The sequence below is a fragment of the Enterococcus sp. DIV0755f genome, assembly GCF_051713725.1.
Taxonomy (GTDB): Bacteria; Bacillota; Bacilli; order Lactobacillales; family Enterococcaceae; genus Enterococcus_D; species Enterococcus_D casseliflavus.
Genome location: NZ_JBIOQL010000001.1, coordinates 2,814,059 through 2,829,234, shown reverse-complemented (window position 1 = coordinate 2,829,234; position 15,176 = coordinate 2,814,059). Strand labels below are relative to the sequence as shown.

At 41.8% G+C, this 15,176-nt stretch carries 14 protein-coding genes; 8 read left to right on the top strand and 6 right to left on the bottom strand.

All coding sequences use genetic code 11. The features are described from left to right. The first annotated feature begins 6 nt into the window (after nt 1–6). Together IGI73_RS13025 and IGI73_RS13020 are read left to right on the top strand one after the other, a co-directional pair. A complete protein-coding gene (locus IGI73_RS13025; protein ID WP_015510316.1) occupies nt 7–1,638 on the top strand; it encodes a glycoside hydrolase family 53 protein in 1,632 nt (543 codons plus the stop codon). 526 nt (nt 1,639–2,164) lie between these two features. After that, nucleotides 2,165–3,772 (top strand): CTP synthase, encoded by a 1,608-nt coding sequence (locus IGI73_RS13020; RefSeq protein ID WP_005228290.1) that lies wholly within the window; start codon nt 2,165–2,167, stop codon nt 3,770–3,772. A gap of 263 nt (nt 3,773–4,035) precedes the next feature. Here the strand turns inward: IGI73_RS13020 and IGI73_RS13015 are convergent, their stop codons facing one another. Further along, entirely contained in the window at nt 4,036–4,491 is a 456-nt protein-coding gene (locus IGI73_RS13015) for a YehR family lipoprotein (RefSeq protein ID WP_005228292.1), read from the bottom strand. 368 nt (nt 4,492–4,859) lie between these two features. Between IGI73_RS13015 and IGI73_RS13010 the strand changes: the two genes are divergently transcribed. The 5 genes from IGI73_RS13010 to IGI73_RS12990 all read left to right on the top strand — a co-directional run bounded on the left by IGI73_RS13010 (nt 4,860) and on the right by IGI73_RS12990 (nt 9,940). Beyond that, nucleotides 4,860–5,729, top strand: coding sequence for a class II fructose-bisphosphate aldolase (locus IGI73_RS13010; protein ID WP_005228297.1), 870 nt, complete (start codon nt 4,860–4,862; stop codon nt 5,727–5,729). A 173-nt stretch (nt 5,730–5,902) separates the two neighbouring features. Continuing rightward, nucleotides 5,903–7,162, top strand: coding sequence for a UDP-N-acetylglucosamine 1-carboxyvinyltransferase (locus IGI73_RS13005; protein WP_005228299.1), 1,260 nt, complete (start codon nt 5,903–5,905; stop codon nt 7,160–7,162). A gap of 2 nt (nt 7,163–7,164) precedes the next feature. Next, nucleotides 7,165–8,460: a transcription termination factor Rho gene (gene rho, locus IGI73_RS13000; RefSeq protein WP_074933174.1), complete on the top strand. Its 1,296-nt coding sequence runs from the start codon at nt 7,165–7,167 to the stop codon at nt 8,458–8,460. Between the two features lie 99 nt (nt 8,461–8,559). Next, the gene (locus IGI73_RS12995) at nt 8,560–8,823 is read left to right on the top strand and encodes a type B 50S ribosomal protein L31 (RefSeq protein ID WP_005233979.1); all 264 of its coding nucleotides are present in this window, start codon (nt 8,560–8,562) and stop codon (nt 8,821–8,823) included. A gap of 490 nt (nt 8,824–9,313) precedes the next feature. Beyond that, complete coding sequence (locus IGI73_RS12990) at nt 9,314–9,940, top strand: restriction endonuclease (protein ID WP_428206679.1); 627 nt, start codon at nt 9,314–9,316, stop codon at nt 9,938–9,940. A 193-nt stretch (nt 9,941–10,133) separates the two neighbouring features. Here the strand turns inward: IGI73_RS12990 and IGI73_RS12985 are convergent, their stop codons facing one another. From IGI73_RS12985 to IGI73_RS12970, 4 genes are all read right to left on the bottom strand, one after another. After that, nucleotides 10,134–10,301: a hypothetical protein gene (locus IGI73_RS12985; RefSeq protein WP_005234033.1), complete on the bottom strand. Its 168-nt coding sequence runs from the start codon at nt 10,299–10,301 to the stop codon at nt 10,134–10,136. Between the two features lie 216 nt (nt 10,302–10,517). Next, nucleotides 10,518–11,291 carry an ABC transporter permease gene (locus tag IGI73_RS12980; RefSeq protein WP_005228413.1) on the bottom strand — a complete coding sequence of 258 codons (774 nt, stop codon included), beginning with the start codon at nt 11,289–11,291 and terminating at the stop codon, nt 10,518–10,520. A 5-nt stretch (nt 11,292–11,296) separates the two neighbouring features. Then, nucleotides 11,297–12,100, bottom strand: coding sequence for an ABC transporter permease (locus tag IGI73_RS12975; RefSeq protein ID WP_336682097.1), 804 nt, complete (start codon nt 12,098–12,100; stop codon nt 11,297–11,299). Further along, nucleotides 12,097–13,071: an ABC transporter ATP-binding protein gene (locus IGI73_RS12970; protein ID WP_438759242.1), complete on the bottom strand. Its 975-nt coding sequence runs from the start codon at nt 13,069–13,071 to the stop codon at nt 12,097–12,099. Before IGI73_RS12970 ends, IGI73_RS12975 begins: the two co-directional genes overlap by 4 nt. A gap of 397 nt (nt 13,072–13,468) precedes the next feature. On the opposite strand from IGI73_RS12970, the gene IGI73_RS12965 reads away from it, so the two are divergent. Continuing rightward, nucleotides 13,469–14,137: a CPBP family intramembrane glutamic endopeptidase gene (locus IGI73_RS12965; RefSeq protein WP_060791459.1), complete on the top strand. Its 669-nt coding sequence runs from the start codon at nt 13,469–13,471 to the stop codon at nt 14,135–14,137. Nucleotides 14,138–14,185: 48 nt separating this feature from the next. On the opposite strand, the gene IGI73_RS12960 is transcribed toward IGI73_RS12965, so the two are convergent. Next, on the bottom strand, nt 14,186–14,977 hold the full coding sequence (locus IGI73_RS12960; protein ID WP_159160715.1) for a helix-turn-helix domain-containing protein: 792 nt from the start codon (nt 14,975–14,977) through the stop codon (nt 14,186–14,188). Nucleotides 14,978–15,176: the final 199 nt, after the last annotated feature.

Genomic DNA, 15,176 nt, shown 5'->3' with positions numbered 1-15,176 from the left:
AAATGAATGAAAAAGGGAGCTTGGTTACGTAAAGTCGCTTTATTTGCAGCTGTGATAGGGACTTTGGGGGCTGTTTCAAAAACAGTTGAAGCATCTGCCAGCGAGTTTATTCGCGGAGCAGATATTTCAATCTTGTCAGATATGGAAAAATCTGGTGCAAAATATTATGAAGATGGTATTTCAAAAGATGCCTTAGAGATTCTAAAAAATAATGGTGTCAACTATGTTCGACTGCGTTTGTGGCAGAATCCTTATAATAGTAACGGAGAAAGTTATGGGGCAGGGACAAATGATCTGGAAACGACGATTGCCCTTGCAAAACGAGCAAAAAGTCTTGGACTCAACGTGTTGCTAGATTTTCATTACAGTGATTTTTGGGTTGATCCTGGGAAACAGAATGTTCCTAAAGCGTGGCAAGATCTGACCTTTGAAGAAATGAATACGGCATTGTATGACTATACAAAGAACGTTCTGTCGGAAATGAAGCAGCTAGACGTTTATCCTGATATGGTTCAGATCGGCAATGAACTGAATAGTGGCATGCTCTGGCCTTATGGCAAGTCTTGGGGAGAAGACGGGGGAGAGTTTGATCGATTGGCTACTTTTTTGAAGTCTGGTGTCCAAGCTGTTCGAGACACTCAACCTAAAACAACTCCAGTAATGCTCCACTTAGCTGATGGTGGCGATACAGGAGCATTTACTTGGTGGTTTGATGAAATCACCAGTCGGGGTGTGTCATTTGATTTAATTGGAGTATCGTATTATCCGTATTGGCACGGTTCAATGAATGAACTTCAAACCAATATGAATACGATCAGTCAACGGTATGGCAAAGAAGTGATCGTAGTTGAAACAGCTTATGGGCATACAACAGCGAATGCAGATACTATGCCAAATGCCTTTGGCGAAGCCGAAGCAGCGGCGGGGGGATATGAACCAACACCGTCAGGACAAGCAGAGTATTTGCTGGATCTAGCCGATCGTATTCAAGCGGTGCCGAATGATCGCGGGGCGGGCTTCTTTTACTGGGAACCTCTTTGGTACAACGGAAACGTGAGTTGGGCAACACAAGCAGGTATGAATTATCTCGGTGTTCAATCCACTATGGGAAACGAATGGGACAACCAGGCGATGTTTGATTTTGCTGGAAACGCCTTGCCAAGCTTGCGTGCGTTTAAACAAGCAGGGACGCAAACAAATCTGGTTAAAAATGCAAGTTTCGAGAGCGATGGACCAACGACTAGTCCTTCCGATTGGCAAACGTGGTTTCAACAAGGAACAGCTGAAGGTACGATCAAAACGGAAGCAGGGACTTTTTTTGGAGACTACAAATTAACTTTTTGGCAGGACCAAGCTTACGAGGCATCAGCTTATCAAAATGTTAGTGGTATAAGCGATGGAACTTACACATTGAGTGCTTATGTAATGTCTGGGGGAGAGTTTGATACCAATCAGTTATATATCAAAAATTATGGTGGAGCGGAACTAAATACTGCGGTTGTTAAAACAAGTGAATGGACAAAAATTACAATCAAAGACATTCCAATTACAACAGGTGCTTGTGAAATCGGGGTTTACAGCAAGGCTTCAGAAAATGCTTGGACGAACGTTGATTTTGTTTCATTGGTGAAACAATAGTCTAAGGATTGCTGCGATTGATCCTCAGAGCTCCCTTTCAACCGCATCACTAGCGTAGAAGGCAGGAATCGAACCTGCACCTCGTCTTTGCCAAAAATAACCAGAAATACGTTCCGATCATTTTTAACAAAACGAGTAAAGCGCCAGACTTCATCTACACTTTGTATTATGCCAAAGAGAGTTCAACGATTTCGTAAGAAGCAATGAAAAATTTGCAAAAAGTTGTGCAGAAAACATGAAGGTTGTTTAAGAAAGAATAACCATAGAACTTAGTCGTGAAAAAGAAGGAACCAGCTGTATCGATAAGTAAAGCGCTTTGTCTGGAAACCTCGTTTTTTTTCTGAAAAAAACAGATAAAGTTTTCTTGACATTTGCTAGGTGAGAATGTATCATTCTGTTTGGGCACTCTTTACAAGAGTCAGAAAGTGATTTAGAATTTTCGCTCCCTATTCATTTATGGATAGGGAGCTTTTATTATTTTCTAAATGCTTTTCCTGTAAAATAGATTAAAGGAGTTTTTCAGTTTATGACAAAATATATTTTTGTAACCGGCGGTGTGGTTTCTTCTATTGGTAAAGGGATCGTAGCAGCATCATTAGGACGTCTGTTGAAAAATCGCGGCTTGAAAGTAACGATTCAAAAATTCGATCCGTACATCAACGTCGATCCAGGAACGATGAGCCCATACCAACATGGTGAAGTATTCGTAACCGATGATGGAGCAGAGACCGACTTAGACTTAGGTCACTATGAACGCTTTATCGATATCAATTTGAACAAATACTCAAATGTAACAACTGGAAAAATCTATTCAGAAGTTTTGCGGAAAGAGCGTAAAGGAGAATACTTAGGCGCGACTGTTCAAGTGATCCCGCATATCACCAACGAGATCAAAGAAAAAATCATGCGGGCAGCCAAAATGACTGATTCAGATGTGATCATTACAGAAGTCGGCGGTACAGTAGGGGATATTGAATCATTGCCATTTCTAGAAGCTTTGCGTCAAATGAAAGCAGACGTAGGTTCAGACAATGTGATGTACATCCACACCACGCTGATTCCTTATTTGAAAGCAGCGGGCGAAATGAAAACCAAACCGACCCAACACAGTGTGAAGGAACTGCGCGGCTTAGGGATTCAACCAAATATCTTGGTCGTTCGTACAGAACAACCCGTAGGACAATCAACGAAAAACAAATTGGCCCAATTCTGTGACGTGGCACCAGAAGCCGTGATCGAATCTCGTGACGTTGAGACCCTTTATTCGATCCCATTGGCACTGCAAGCGCAAGGCATGGATCAAATCGTGTGTGATCATTTGAAACTGACTGCACCAGCTGCTGACATGACTGAATGGCAAGCATTGGAAGAAAAGGTACTGAATTTGAAGAAAAAAGTACGTATCGCATTAGTCGGAAAATACGTGGAATTGCCAGATGCTTATCTATCAGTTGTCGAAGCCTTGAAACATTCTGGTTTTGCCTTTGATGCAGACATCGAGATCGATTGGATCAAAGCCCAAGAAATCACACGAGAAAACGTGGATTCTTACTTAGGTGAAGTAGACGGTATTCTCGTTCCTGGTGGATTCGGTGATCGCGGGATTGAAGGAAAAATCGAAGCGATCCGATATGCTCGGGAAAACGATGTACCATTCTTAGGGATTTGTCTAGGGATGCAAATGGCTTGTGTGGAATATGCCCGCAATGTCGTTGGCTTGGAAAATGCCAATTCCGCAGAAACAGATCCTGAAACAGCCAACAACATCATTGATTTGATGGCTGACCAAGAAAACATCGAAAACTTAGGTGGGACATTGCGCTTAGGCTTGTACCCATGTAAAGTGAAGAAAGGCACCAAAACAGCTGCAGCTTATGACGGAGAAGAAGTTGTTCAAGAACGTCACCGTCATCGTTATGAATTCAACAACAAATACCGTGAAATCTTTGAAGCAAACGGGATGGTTTTCTCAGGTGTGTCACCAGACAATCGTTTGGTTGAGATCGTTGAGATCCCAGAAAACAAATTCTTCGTGGGTTGCCAATTCCACCCAGAATTGATTTCTCGTCCAACTCGCCCACAACGCTTGATCAAAGCCTTTGTTGGAGCTTCATTGGATAACCGCCAAGCATAATAATCGCTAGCGGCAAACCAAGGAATGAATGTGCGAAACTCCTCATCTCAAGATGGGGAGTTTTTTTGAGTTACGCCATCCCAGTAATCCGTAAAAGGTTGAAACTTACGTGAGCGTTGGTAGAAGGTATCTGTTTCTGCACACAAAAAACTTCCGTCAAAACGACCGGAAGTTTCTGGCTGATACATTATTTTTTTCGCTAGCAGTTCGAATGAAATCCGCCAGTGGGAAACCCATGTTGATTTGCTGGTGCCTAGAGAGGATTATTCTTTTAGCTTATACCCTTGGTCTAAGAGCATTTCCTCTGTACGTTCCATGCTGATCCCATTTTCAGTGTTTCCTTCGAAACTAACCCCAGGCAATTGTTTCGCTGAATCATAATCCAACTCATCATAATTGATGGTCAAGGATTCAGTCGCTTCACTATCTGTATAGTCGAGGGAATAGTCCAACCCTTTGACTTGCTGATACTTCTTAGCGATCGGATCAAGCACGGTTTGTGCTTCTTCTTTAGTCGTTACCCCGATCGCTGAATAAGGCATGACATTGTTCGCAGTCTGAGTTTTTACTTTATCGCCTTCATAAGTGAAGACCAGTTCCATTGAAACCCCATTTTGATCCATTGTGAATGTTTTGGTTTCTTCCTTGGCCCCCGAGCTACAGCTTGCCAAGAAAAGAACTCCGATGACTGCCAAAAATCCAATAAGCGCTTTTTTCATTTTATCCCTCCTTTTTTACATAATAATATAGCCGCTTTCACAAGGCTATTCTTATGCTCAAAAGAGAAGAAGAAAGGATTTGCTGGAAGATTATGATAAAATAACGAAAAAATATGTGAAATTTTTCTCGAATTTTCACATGCCGATTTGTTATCTAACGACCACAGACAGAAGAGCAAAACCTTACAGAATCCTAGACTTTCAGAAAAGATGATGAAAATGCTGGATTTTTATATTTGTGCAATCTTTTTTTGAAAAGAGAAATTCCTCTTTTTAGTAGCAAATACCGCAAATCTTTGCTAAAATAGCATTGTCGGTTAAGCATTGCTTAACAAATAAAGTTTTTCAAAACTTAGGAGGAATTTTTTATGCCAGTAGTATCAGGAGCTGAATTCTTAAAAGCTGCTCGTCAAGGCGGATATGCAGTCGGCGGATTCAACACAAACAACTTAGAATGGACACAAGCGATTTTAAAAGCTGCTGAAGCGAAAAAAGCGCCAGTTCTAATCCAAACTTCAATGGGTGCTGCCAAATATATGGGCGGATACAAAGTTGCTAAAGACATCGTTACAAACTTGGTTGATTCAATGAACATCACTGTTCCAGTTGCAATCCACTTAGACCACGGTGATTATGATGCAGCAATGGAATGTATCGAAGTTGGTTACACTTCTGTTATGTTTGATGGCTCTCACTTACCATTTGAAGAAAACTTGAAATTGGCTAAAGAAGTTGTCGAAAAAGCACACGCAAAAGGCGTTTCTGTTGAGTGTGAAGTTGGTTCAATCGGCGGAGAAGAAGATGGAATCATCGGTTCTGGCGAATTAGCTGACATCGAAGAATGTAAACAAATGGTTGCAACTGGTATTGATTACCTAGCTTGCGGAATTGGTAACATTCACGGTCAATACCCTGAAAACTGGAAAGGCCTTGCTTTTGACCACTTACAAGCAATCGCTGATGCAGTAGGTTCTGATGTACCATTAGTATTACACGGTGGTTCTGGTATTCCTCAAGACCAAATCGAAAAAGCAATCTCAATGGGTGTTTCTAAAGTAAACGTAAATACTGAATTCCAATTATCATTTGCTAAAGCAACTCGTGAATACATCGAAGCTGGCAAAGATAAAGAAGGTAAAGGATTCGACCCTCGTAAATTATTAGCACCAGGTGTTGCTGCAATCGTTAAAGATGCAGAAGAACACATCGACTGGTTCGGTTCAGCTGGTAAAGCTTAATCTTAATCAAAGATCAAAACTCTTAGAATCACTGATTCTAAGAGTTTTTTTGTTTTCCAAGAAAATATTCTTGATGCGGGGATCAAAAATATCCTGCATCTTTTTTCTTTGAGTGATCTGTGCTAAAATTGGAATGATACACATAAATTAAAAAAGAGTATAGGTGGAATTCCATGAAAAAAATTGTCATCAACGGCAATCGTCCCTTAAAAGGTGAAGTCACCATTAGCGGCGCAAAAAACAGTGCAGTCGCATTGATCCCGGCAGCGATCTTAGCTGATTCACCGGTCATTTTAGAAGGAGTGCCTGACATCCAAGATGTGCACTCATTAATTGAGATTATCGAAATCATGGGTGTGAAGACCCATTTTGAAAACAATACGCTAGAGATCGATCCGACAAACATCGTTTCGATCCCGATGCCTAACGGAAAAATCAACAGTCTACGAGCTTCTTACTATTTCATGGGGGCATTGTTGGCGAAGTTTGGTGAAGGCGTCGTTGGATTGCCTGGCGGCTGCTTCTTAGGCCCGCGACCAATCGATTTGCATATTAAAGGCTTCGAAGCACTTGGCGCAAAAGTCACCAACGAACATGGTGCCATGTACTTGCGTACCGAAGAAGAAGGTTTGACTGGTGAACGAATCTTCCTAGATATGGTCTCCATCGGAGCAACCATCAATGTGATGCTGGCAGCAGTAAAAGCGAAAGGCAAAACGATCATTGAAAATGCCGCACGAGAACCTGAGATCATTGATGTTGCGACCCTTTTAAATAATATGGGAGCGAAAATCAGAGGTGCAGGTACCAATGAAATTCGTATCGAAGGCGTGGAAGAATTGCACGGTTGTCGTCATTCCATCATTCCAGACCGGATCGAAGCAGGAACCTACCTTTCTTTAGCCGCAGCAGCGGGGGAAGGCATTACTGTCAAAAATGTGATTTATGAGCATTTAGAAAGCTACATTGCGAAATTGGAAGAAATTGGCGTACGAATGGATATCAGCGAAGATGAAATCTATGTGCATCCCTCAAAAGACTTGAAACCAGCGACTGTGAAAACCTATCCTTATCCAGGATTTGCCACAGACCTGCAACAGCCGATCACACCATTATTGCTAAAAGCAAACGGAACATCGGAGATCATGGACACGATTTACGCCAAACGGGTCAACCATATTCCTGAATTAGCACGAATGGGTGCACAAGCAACGACAGAAGGCAACATGATTTTTGTTAGCGGACCGAGCCAATTGCACGGAGCAGAAGTTGTCGCTTCTGATTTACGAGCAGGAGCTTGCCTGGTCATTGCCGGATTGATGGCGACTGGCACGACCAGCGTCTTTAATGTCGAGTATATTTTGCGCGGCTATGATCATATCATCGAAAAACTAACGGCTCTTGGAGCTGATATTCAAATGATAGAGGAGTAATTATGAGCGATTATCTTACGATGGCAGAGTTGGAAAACAAAACCTTAAAAGAGATCTACACCTTTGCCAAAGAGTTTCGAATTCCTTATTACAGCCAGATGAATAAAAAAGAATTGTCATTGGCTGTGATACGGGCGCAGGCGGAAAAACAAGGTTTCTTTTATATGGAAGGAATCTTGGATATCGTAGGCCAAGAAGGCTACGGTTTTTTACGCCCAATCAACTACGGACCGAGTGCAGAAGATATCTATATTTCTTCATCACAGATTCGTCGGTTTAGTTTGCGTAATGGTGATAAAGTCGCCGGTAAGGCGCGCCCGCCCAAGGAATCTGAGCGCTATTATGGATTGATGCACGTTGAGTCTGTTAATGGCAAAGATCCAGAAGATGCCAAAGAGCGTCCGCATTTTCCAGCGCTGACGCCGCTTTATCCGAATCGTCATTTAAAATTGGAAACAACGCCAGGACGCCTTTCTACGCGGATGATCGACATGCTGTCGCCAGTGGGTTTTGGACAACGGGGACTGATCGTTGCTCCGCCTAAAGCTGGGAAAACCAGTATCTTGAAAGAAATTGCCAATGGGATCACTGACAACTATCCTGAGGTGGAATTGATCGTTCTTTTGATCGACGAGCGCCCAGAAGAAGTGACTGATCTGGAACGCAGTGTCAAAGGCGATGTTGTTTCTTCAACCTTTGACCTGCAGCCTAGCAACCATACCCGTGTTTCTGAATTGGTACTAGAACGGGCGATGCGTTTGGTAGAAGACAAGCGTGATGTCGTGATTCTGATGGATAGTATCACTCGTTTGGCAAGAGCCTACAACTTAGTGGTACCTCCAAGCGGACGTACACTAAGCGGCGGGATCGATCCAGCTGCTTTGTACAAACCAAAGAAATTTTTTGGTGCTGCCCGTAATATTGAAGAAGGCGGCAGCTTGACGATTCTTGCCACCGCACTGGTGGATACCGGCAGCCGCATGGATGATGTCATCTATGAAGAGTTTAAAGGAACCGGCAATATGGAGCTGCAGCTTTCTCGCAGCTTAGCAGAACGTCGGATCTTCCCAGCGATCGACATCAAGAAATCTGGTACCCGTAAAGAGGAATTGCTGATGAGTAGCGAGCAATTGGAAGAAACCTGGCGCTTACGCAACAACATGTTGGGGGATTCCTTGGAGTTCACAGAACAATTCATTCAATTCTTGCGAAAAACGAAGAACAATGAAGAGTTTTTAGCGGCTTTTCATGATGTCCATTTCGGAGACAAACGGCAAAAAAGAAATATAAAAAGATAATTGCATCTAAAAACCAAACATGGTAAGATAGTCATGTTGTAAAATCGACAAATCAACTCTGGTGAAGCAAATGAGCCAGGGCAAAGGAGAGAAGAAGAAATGAAACAAGATATCCATCCAGATTATCATCCAGTTGTATTCATGGACTCAACTACTGGTTTCAAATTCTTATCAGGTTCTACAAAGAATTCTCAAGAAACTGTTGAGTGGGAAGACGGCAACACGTATCCATTGATCCGTGTCGAAGTAACTTCTGATTCACATCCATTCTACACTGGACGTCAAAAATTCACACAAGCAGACGGACGTGTGGACCGTTTCAACAAAAAATACGGTCTCAAAGACACAAACGCTGCAGAATAAGACAAATAACTGCAAATGTTGTTTCGGCAACATTTCTGAGGTTTCCCTTTTACGAGGGAAACCTTTTTTATTTTTATAGGTAATAGACACGCAACTGCTAAAGCGAAAGAAACCATTCAGAATCTGTTACAAGTAAAGTAAGAGGACTCAATAGATCAGTAAGACAAGAATGTGAAAATTAGCACTATAACGAATCCTATCTAGAAATTTTTTTAAATGAAGCAGTGATCAAGAGTGATTTGATTTAACCTTCGATTGCTATTGAATATTCAAGCTTCAATTGACTTTTAGCTTAAATAAAATTATCATTAAATCGATAATATCCCTTTATAAGTTTATTATTTTGACTTATTTCGCCGAATTCAAACGATTTTTTGAGAAAAGTAGATTTTTCCTCTCTTAAGAACCAATTTTATTCTACATAATCAAAGACCACTTACTAGCTAAGCTTTAACTAATCACATCCAAAACAATCAAGAAAGGAAGAGACATGTTTTCATTTAAGAAAAAAAAAGAAGTTATTAATTTACCAGAACTAAGCAACTTTAATGAACGTACATACCCGAAAAAATTGAAAAAGATTGTGGCTCAATTAGAAACCTGTAAATCGGAGGATTTGAATTATATTGCTGAATGTATTTTACAAAAGATGGGATATACCGTCCAAAACATCGATGGTTACAAAGATGGTGGTATTGATGTGTATGCTTTTTCTAATAATAAAAAGGCAATAGCGGTCCAATGTAAAGCTTGGAATCCGCAAAAGACAACGGAGCGGATCAGTAAGCCACTTGTTGCCGCATTTAAAGGGATTTTTCCAGACAAAGGGTTTCCCAATGGGCTTTTCATCACAACACATTTTTTTACAGATCAAGCTTTAGAAATAGCCGGTGATAATTTACTGTTAATTGACAGAAAAAAACTGATTGAGCTGCTTACGCATTTTTATCCAGAAATGATCAGTGAGTTATTTTATTATAAAACCTTGACTGAATTAGAAGAATGCAAGAGTTGTAAAAATGGGAAGAAGTTGAAACTTTACAATAAGAAGAAACGCAACTATTACTATATCTGTGAAACATGTGGAGAGTATAGCTCGTTTAATTATTCATCATGAAAAAAGAACAAGAGAAAAGCGTAATGAATGAACGGATATCCGTTATTCATTACGCTTTTTTCGTAACTTATGTCACAGTCATTTTTTTCTCAAATAAATTTTAACAAATGTGTCCTATACGTCGGGTGTAATGACTAAAACAGCCTCGTTTGTTTCGGTAGGTTCGTAGCCAGCTTCCCGTGTTTTTGACGACTTAAAGTGTATTTGAATAGAAGAAAACGTAAGAAATGGCAATCAAGCAAACCAACAATAAACCAGAGAGTGACAGAAAAAGCAGCATGATTCGTTTCTTCTTCAATCCAAGTACAAGTATCACTACATTCAATAGAAAGAAAACAAGTAAAATCGCTAAATATTCCATAACTGGTCCTCTTTTACGTTTTTATTTATCTTACCAGAGATTGGCGGCTTTTCCTAGCCAGTTTTTGTCTTTATAACAATAATTATTTACTGCATAAGACATGTGTAGTTATGCAATCAAAAAAGCGAAGCAATTTCACAACTATTGGAAAGAAAAAAAGAGCATCACCCATAAAGTGACGCTCTTTTCCCATAATATGTTTATTAAGGGTGAGGCTTACGAACCCGTAGAAATATAGTTCTTCAAACCTACTCGCCAAAAGAAGAAGGCGGGAAAGGCAAAGAGTAGACAAACCAAGGGTGATAAGATCCACCAAGGATTAGTTACGCGACCAATGACATACAGAAACGGATAATACTGAAACCAAGCCATCGGCACGACGTAGGTCAATAAACGCAAGACGTGTTTTCCGTAGATACTGAAGGGGTAGCGACCGAACTCGCGGGCACCATCGGTAAAAATATTCATAAATTCAAGTCCTTGGATCGTAAAGAAGGAAATGGCGGCATACACTAAGAACAATAGGGCGAAAAAGAGGGCGCCACAGACGATCATCAGAAAAAGAGTCAGGACATTTCCAAAATGCCAAGCAATTCCACTATTAGGAATCGCATAAGCAAACAACAGCAAGGCTTGAATAAAACGGCCGAGACGCGAGAATTCCATTTTGGAAGCTAAGACTTGAAAAATCAAGGAGCGAGGGCGCACGAGTGCTCGATCGAACTCGCCATTACTGATCATTTGCGGAAAAAGATCGAACCCGCGAAAGAAGCATTCCGCAATCGAAAAGGCAAACAAAACCGTCGCAAAGGAAAGTAGGACTTCCTCAAAGGTGAAGCCATCCACTTGATGAAACCGGGTAAACATAAACCAAATGCCTAAAAAAGCAGTAAAGGAGCCTAGAAATTGTCCTAAAGCGGTTAACACAAAGGAAACTTTATACTGCATCTGACTTTTGAGATGAATACAAAAATAATGCCAATAAACCATATTCCTTAACCTCCTTGCACAACGACGCGTTTGAGCGCCTGCTGCAGCCAAATTTTTCCGATCACGATCAAAAGTACGAGCCAAAAGGCTTGTAAGAGCAATGCTGAAACCAGCGCAAAGCCAGTCAGATCCCCGTTGTAAATTCGCAGCGGGACGTTTTGCATGGAAGCAAAAGGCAGTAGTTCCACGAATTGGCGAAAAGGCTGCGGAAAGAAAGGCAGAGGAATGACCCCACCAGCTAAAAATTCACCGATGGAGCTGATGACGACCCGCACCCCGATGGAGGATAATGTATAAAAAGTCGAGATGTAGACCAGCTGCGACATAGCGATCACTACACCTAAACTCAGCGCCATGGACAAAAGAAACAAGAACAAGGCAACGATGTTTGCTGGCAGAATTAAACGATAAGGTGCTGGCAGTAAAAAGGCAATCACAAAAATCGGTCCGCAACGCAAGACGGCTTTTGCTAAGCGATTGGCAGCCGATTGGCAAAACCAGCGATTGTATAGATCCATCGGCCGCACAAGTTCATAGGCGATCGATCCTGTGGTGATGGTATTGAAAATTTCTGCCTCAAAGAACCACAACATAAATAAAGACAAGAAGGCTTGCTGGAGCCAAACATAGGAGACAGTTTGTTGAAAGGTCATGGGAAAGGCACTAGGATCTGCTTGGTAAAAGGCGTGGAATGCCAGAATTTCCATCAAGCCCCAAGCTAGTTGCGTAGCCATCCCGGCAATTGCCGCCGAGCGGTATTGCAAGGTATTGATAAAGCGGATGCGGAAAAATGCCTGATACTTCCTCATATCTGATACTCCTGATACAGCTTGGCGACCATTTCTTCGGCGGTGATACTGGCAACGGCCAAATCGGTGATCTCGACTTGACTGCTGAGCAGACTGAGCAGCTGAGCGACCGACACTTCTTTGGGATCAAGTTTCAGAACAAGGCGACCGACGTCTTTTTGAAGAAGTTGGACATTTTCTGGCAGATGGGGCTCATTCCCTTGATAGTCGACCTCCAGCGTTTTGACATCAGAAAAACGGTGCTTTAGTTCATCGAGGCGACCATCTAGCAAAATTTGCCCTTTGCCGATCAACAGAATTCGTTGTGTCAGCGCCTCGATATCTTGCATATCGTGGGTCGTCAGGATGACTGTGGTACCTTTTTCTTGGTTTCTTTTTTTGATGAACTGACGCACGGCGATTTTTGACACAGCATCTAAACCGATGGTGGGTTCATCAAGAAATAAGATTTTGGGGTCATGGAGTAAGGAGGCTGCGATCTCACAGCGCATACGCTGACCGAGACTTAAGGAACGAGCAGGGGTTTTTAAGATCTCACCTAAATCTAGTAAGGTGACTAATTCTTCTAGGTTGCGTTGATAACTAGCAGCGTCGACTTTGTAGATATCACGAATCAAATCAAAGCTGTCATTGATGGGGACATCCCACCAGAGTTGACTGCGTTGCCCGAAGACGACGCCGATGTCTTTGACATGTTGGATACGTTCTTGCCAAGGCGTACGACCATTGATGTGACAAACGCCTTGATCAGGGGTCAAAATCCCGCACATGATTTTGATGGTGGTACTTTTTCCAGCACCATTAGGCCCGATGTAGCCAACCATTTCGCCTTCATTGATGGTAAAGCTGATGTCTTGCAACGCATGGACGGTGGTGGTTTCACGAGAAAGAAAGGCTTTGGCTGCTTGGCGAAAGCCGCTTTTTCGCTTGGATACTTGGAAGGTCTTGCTGAGGTGTTCTACTTGGATCATTTGGATTCACTCACTTTCTTTTGACAAACGCGACAAAAAGAGCATTCGAAATCGAATACTCGCAACGAGTTGGTCCAAACGAACATGGTTGGGGCAGCGGTTCGTCAGCCAAACAAAAGTAGGAACAGTGTAGCATAAGAGAGCGCTTTTTTCAAACATTACTTATATTTTTTTGAAAAGAATGGGAATGAAAAAGCGTGGTTTATTCGATAAAATGAGCAAAATAACTATTTTTATTTTTTATTAGTTGTAAATAATGAGGAAACTAAGTATCATTATAAGCAGCCGATAGTGGCTAAGCATTTTCTGGAAACATGGGGAACCAAATGATGGGCTGTGTCATGATTTGTCGTAACCCAATCCTGAAAAATGCAATGAGCAAACAATGGAGGAGAGCATGAAAGCAGTAAAGAATGTCTTTATTTTGATTGGCTTATTCTTACTTAGTCAAGTAGGGATGACCGCATTTAGCGTGGTAAAAATCTATTATTTGGAAGCAGGAGAACCGACGATTCCTGCGATGATCAGCTATGGGTTGATTGCCTTGCTTTTGGCCAACATTGGTCTACTGATGTTTTTGGCTAAAAAGTTAGGACTTGCCACCTTTGACTTTGGCTGGTCAACGAAGAAAAATTGGCTATGGATCGTCGGAGGGTTTGTTTTAGGTCGAGTCGTTGCAGTTGGCGGAACGCTCTATCTGCAGCATATATCCGATCAAGAGGCGACCGCCAATGATGCATTGTTAGGGGAACTGTTTACAGGCGAAAATCCGCTTTTGATCTTTTTATTGATCGCTGTTGCTGCGCCAATTATGGAAGAGATCGTTTTTCGTGGTGGGTTTATTGGCCTTTTATTCGAGAAATACCCAATAGTCGGGATCATTTCAAGTGTAGCGGTTTTTAGTATCATCCATTCCGTCACCAATCTGGTCGAGTTTTTGATTTATGGTGCTATGGGACTGATCATGGCGTTGATTTATGTAAAAACTAAGCGTCTAGAAACAGCCATCGCCATGCATTTTCTCAACAACGCCTTGGCGGCGATCGCAATGATCTTGCTAGGATAAGAAAGTCAGCAAAAAACCACCAAATCAAAACGATTCGGTGGTTTTTGTTTACTCTGGCAGCTGTCCTTGTTCAAAGGGCAATTGCGCCAGTTCTTCTGCAGTAAAGAGGAGGTCGCCTTCATCTTCGATAGAAAATGCGACACCAGCTGCTGATTTTTGATAGACGCGCGCTTTATTCATATTACGAAGATAAAGATCCTTGCCTGCATTTAATTCTGGTGCAGCTAAATTGTCTTCGCGATTGCTGCGAATGACGATTTTGCTTGTTTGCGCGCCAAAATGAAAACCGCGATGACCAAAAGCCGTTAATTGGCTGGCATTTTCGCTGCTGTATTCTTTATAACCCGACAGACGATCCGTTTTTACCAGCGGCCGATCGATCGTATAAGTGATCAAGTATTCCGTATCTTCAGGCAGTTGAATCACTTGTCCGGTTGCCTCATTCGTTATCTCAGTGGCAGGCAAGCGATACTTTTTTATAGAAGTGATCGTTAGGTCTTCTTTTGTAAAAAAGACTGGATCGATCCAAAATGCTGCCAACAAAATCGTACTTAAGCTAATACTGAGAATAGTCAAAAGGGCGATCAATACGAGCCCAATTCGTTTGCGGTGGGTGGTCAGATTAAGTTCTTGGACCATCTGCTGATCTTCTTTTAATAAATAGTCCAAAGTCAATTCAAAATAGCTGCTCAGCTTGACTACTTGGTCTAGATCAGGATAGCTCTTGCCGTTTTCCCATTTTGAAATCAGTTGCCGAGTGACAAAAAATTCCTGCGCCAATTGTTCTTGTGTGAGATTTCGTTTGGTGCGTTCTTCTTTGATAATTTTCCCAATATCCATGTGTCTGTTTTGCCTCCATCATTCTTCATATATTATAGCAAACTCTTTTCTATACGAACGAGGATCTATGAAATTAGCGATGCAACAAAGGGTAACATCCTTTATTTATCAATGTCTCTACTTGTTGCGCTGCCTTTCTATCTTGGAAGCTTTCCGTGCTGGTCACAAAAAGAAAGGACCAGTAGAGTGAAGTATGTTT

What these genes read in the sequence shown, in the direction of transcription:
- IGI73_RS12990 (WP_428206679.1), top strand. Translation starts at nt 9,314, where the DNA reads ATGTTTTCATTTAAGAAAAAAAAAGAAGTTATTAATTTACCAGAACTA.
- IGI73_RS12985 (WP_005234033.1), bottom strand. Translation starts at nt 10,301, where the DNA reads ATGGAATATTTAGCGATTTTACTTGTTTTCTTTCTATTGAATGTAGTG.
- IGI73_RS13010 (WP_005228297.1), top strand. Translation starts at nt 4,860, where the DNA reads ATGCCAGTAGTATCAGGAGCTGAATTCTTAAAAGCTGCTCGTCAAGGC.
- rho (WP_074933174.1), top strand. Translation starts at nt 7,165, where the DNA reads ATGAGCGATTATCTTACGATGGCAGAGTTGGAAAACAAAACCTTAAAA.
- IGI73_RS12975 (WP_336682097.1), bottom strand. Translation starts at nt 12,100, where the DNA reads ATGAGGAAGTATCAGGCATTTTTCCGCATCCGCTTTATCAATACCTTG.
- IGI73_RS12965 (WP_060791459.1), top strand. Translation starts at nt 13,469, where the DNA reads ATGAAAGCAGTAAAGAATGTCTTTATTTTGATTGGCTTATTCTTACTT.
- IGI73_RS13025 (WP_015510316.1), top strand. Translation starts at nt 7, where the DNA reads ATGAAAAAGGGAGCTTGGTTACGTAAAGTCGCTTTATTTGCAGCTGTG.
- IGI73_RS12970 (WP_438759242.1), bottom strand. Translation starts at nt 13,071, where the DNA reads ATGATCCAAGTAGAACACCTCAGCAAGACCTTCCAAGTATCCAAGCGA.
- IGI73_RS13015 (WP_005228292.1), bottom strand. Translation starts at nt 4,491, where the DNA reads ATGAAAAAAGCGCTTATTGGATTTTTGGCAGTCATCGGAGTTCTTTTC.
- IGI73_RS12980 (WP_005228413.1), bottom strand. Translation starts at nt 11,291, where the DNA reads ATGGTTTATTGGCATTATTTTTGTATTCATCTCAAAAGTCAGATGCAG.
- IGI73_RS12960 (WP_159160715.1), bottom strand. Translation starts at nt 14,977, where the DNA reads ATGGATATTGGGAAAATTATCAAAGAAGAACGCACCAAACGAAATCTC.
- IGI73_RS13020 (WP_005228290.1), top strand. Translation starts at nt 2,165, where the DNA reads ATGACAAAATATATTTTTGTAACCGGCGGTGTGGTTTCTTCTATTGGT.
- IGI73_RS12995 (WP_005233979.1), top strand. Translation starts at nt 8,560, where the DNA reads ATGAAACAAGATATCCATCCAGATTATCATCCAGTTGTATTCATGGAC.
- IGI73_RS13005 (WP_005228299.1), top strand. Translation starts at nt 5,903, where the DNA reads ATGAAAAAAATTGTCATCAACGGCAATCGTCCCTTAAAAGGTGAAGTC.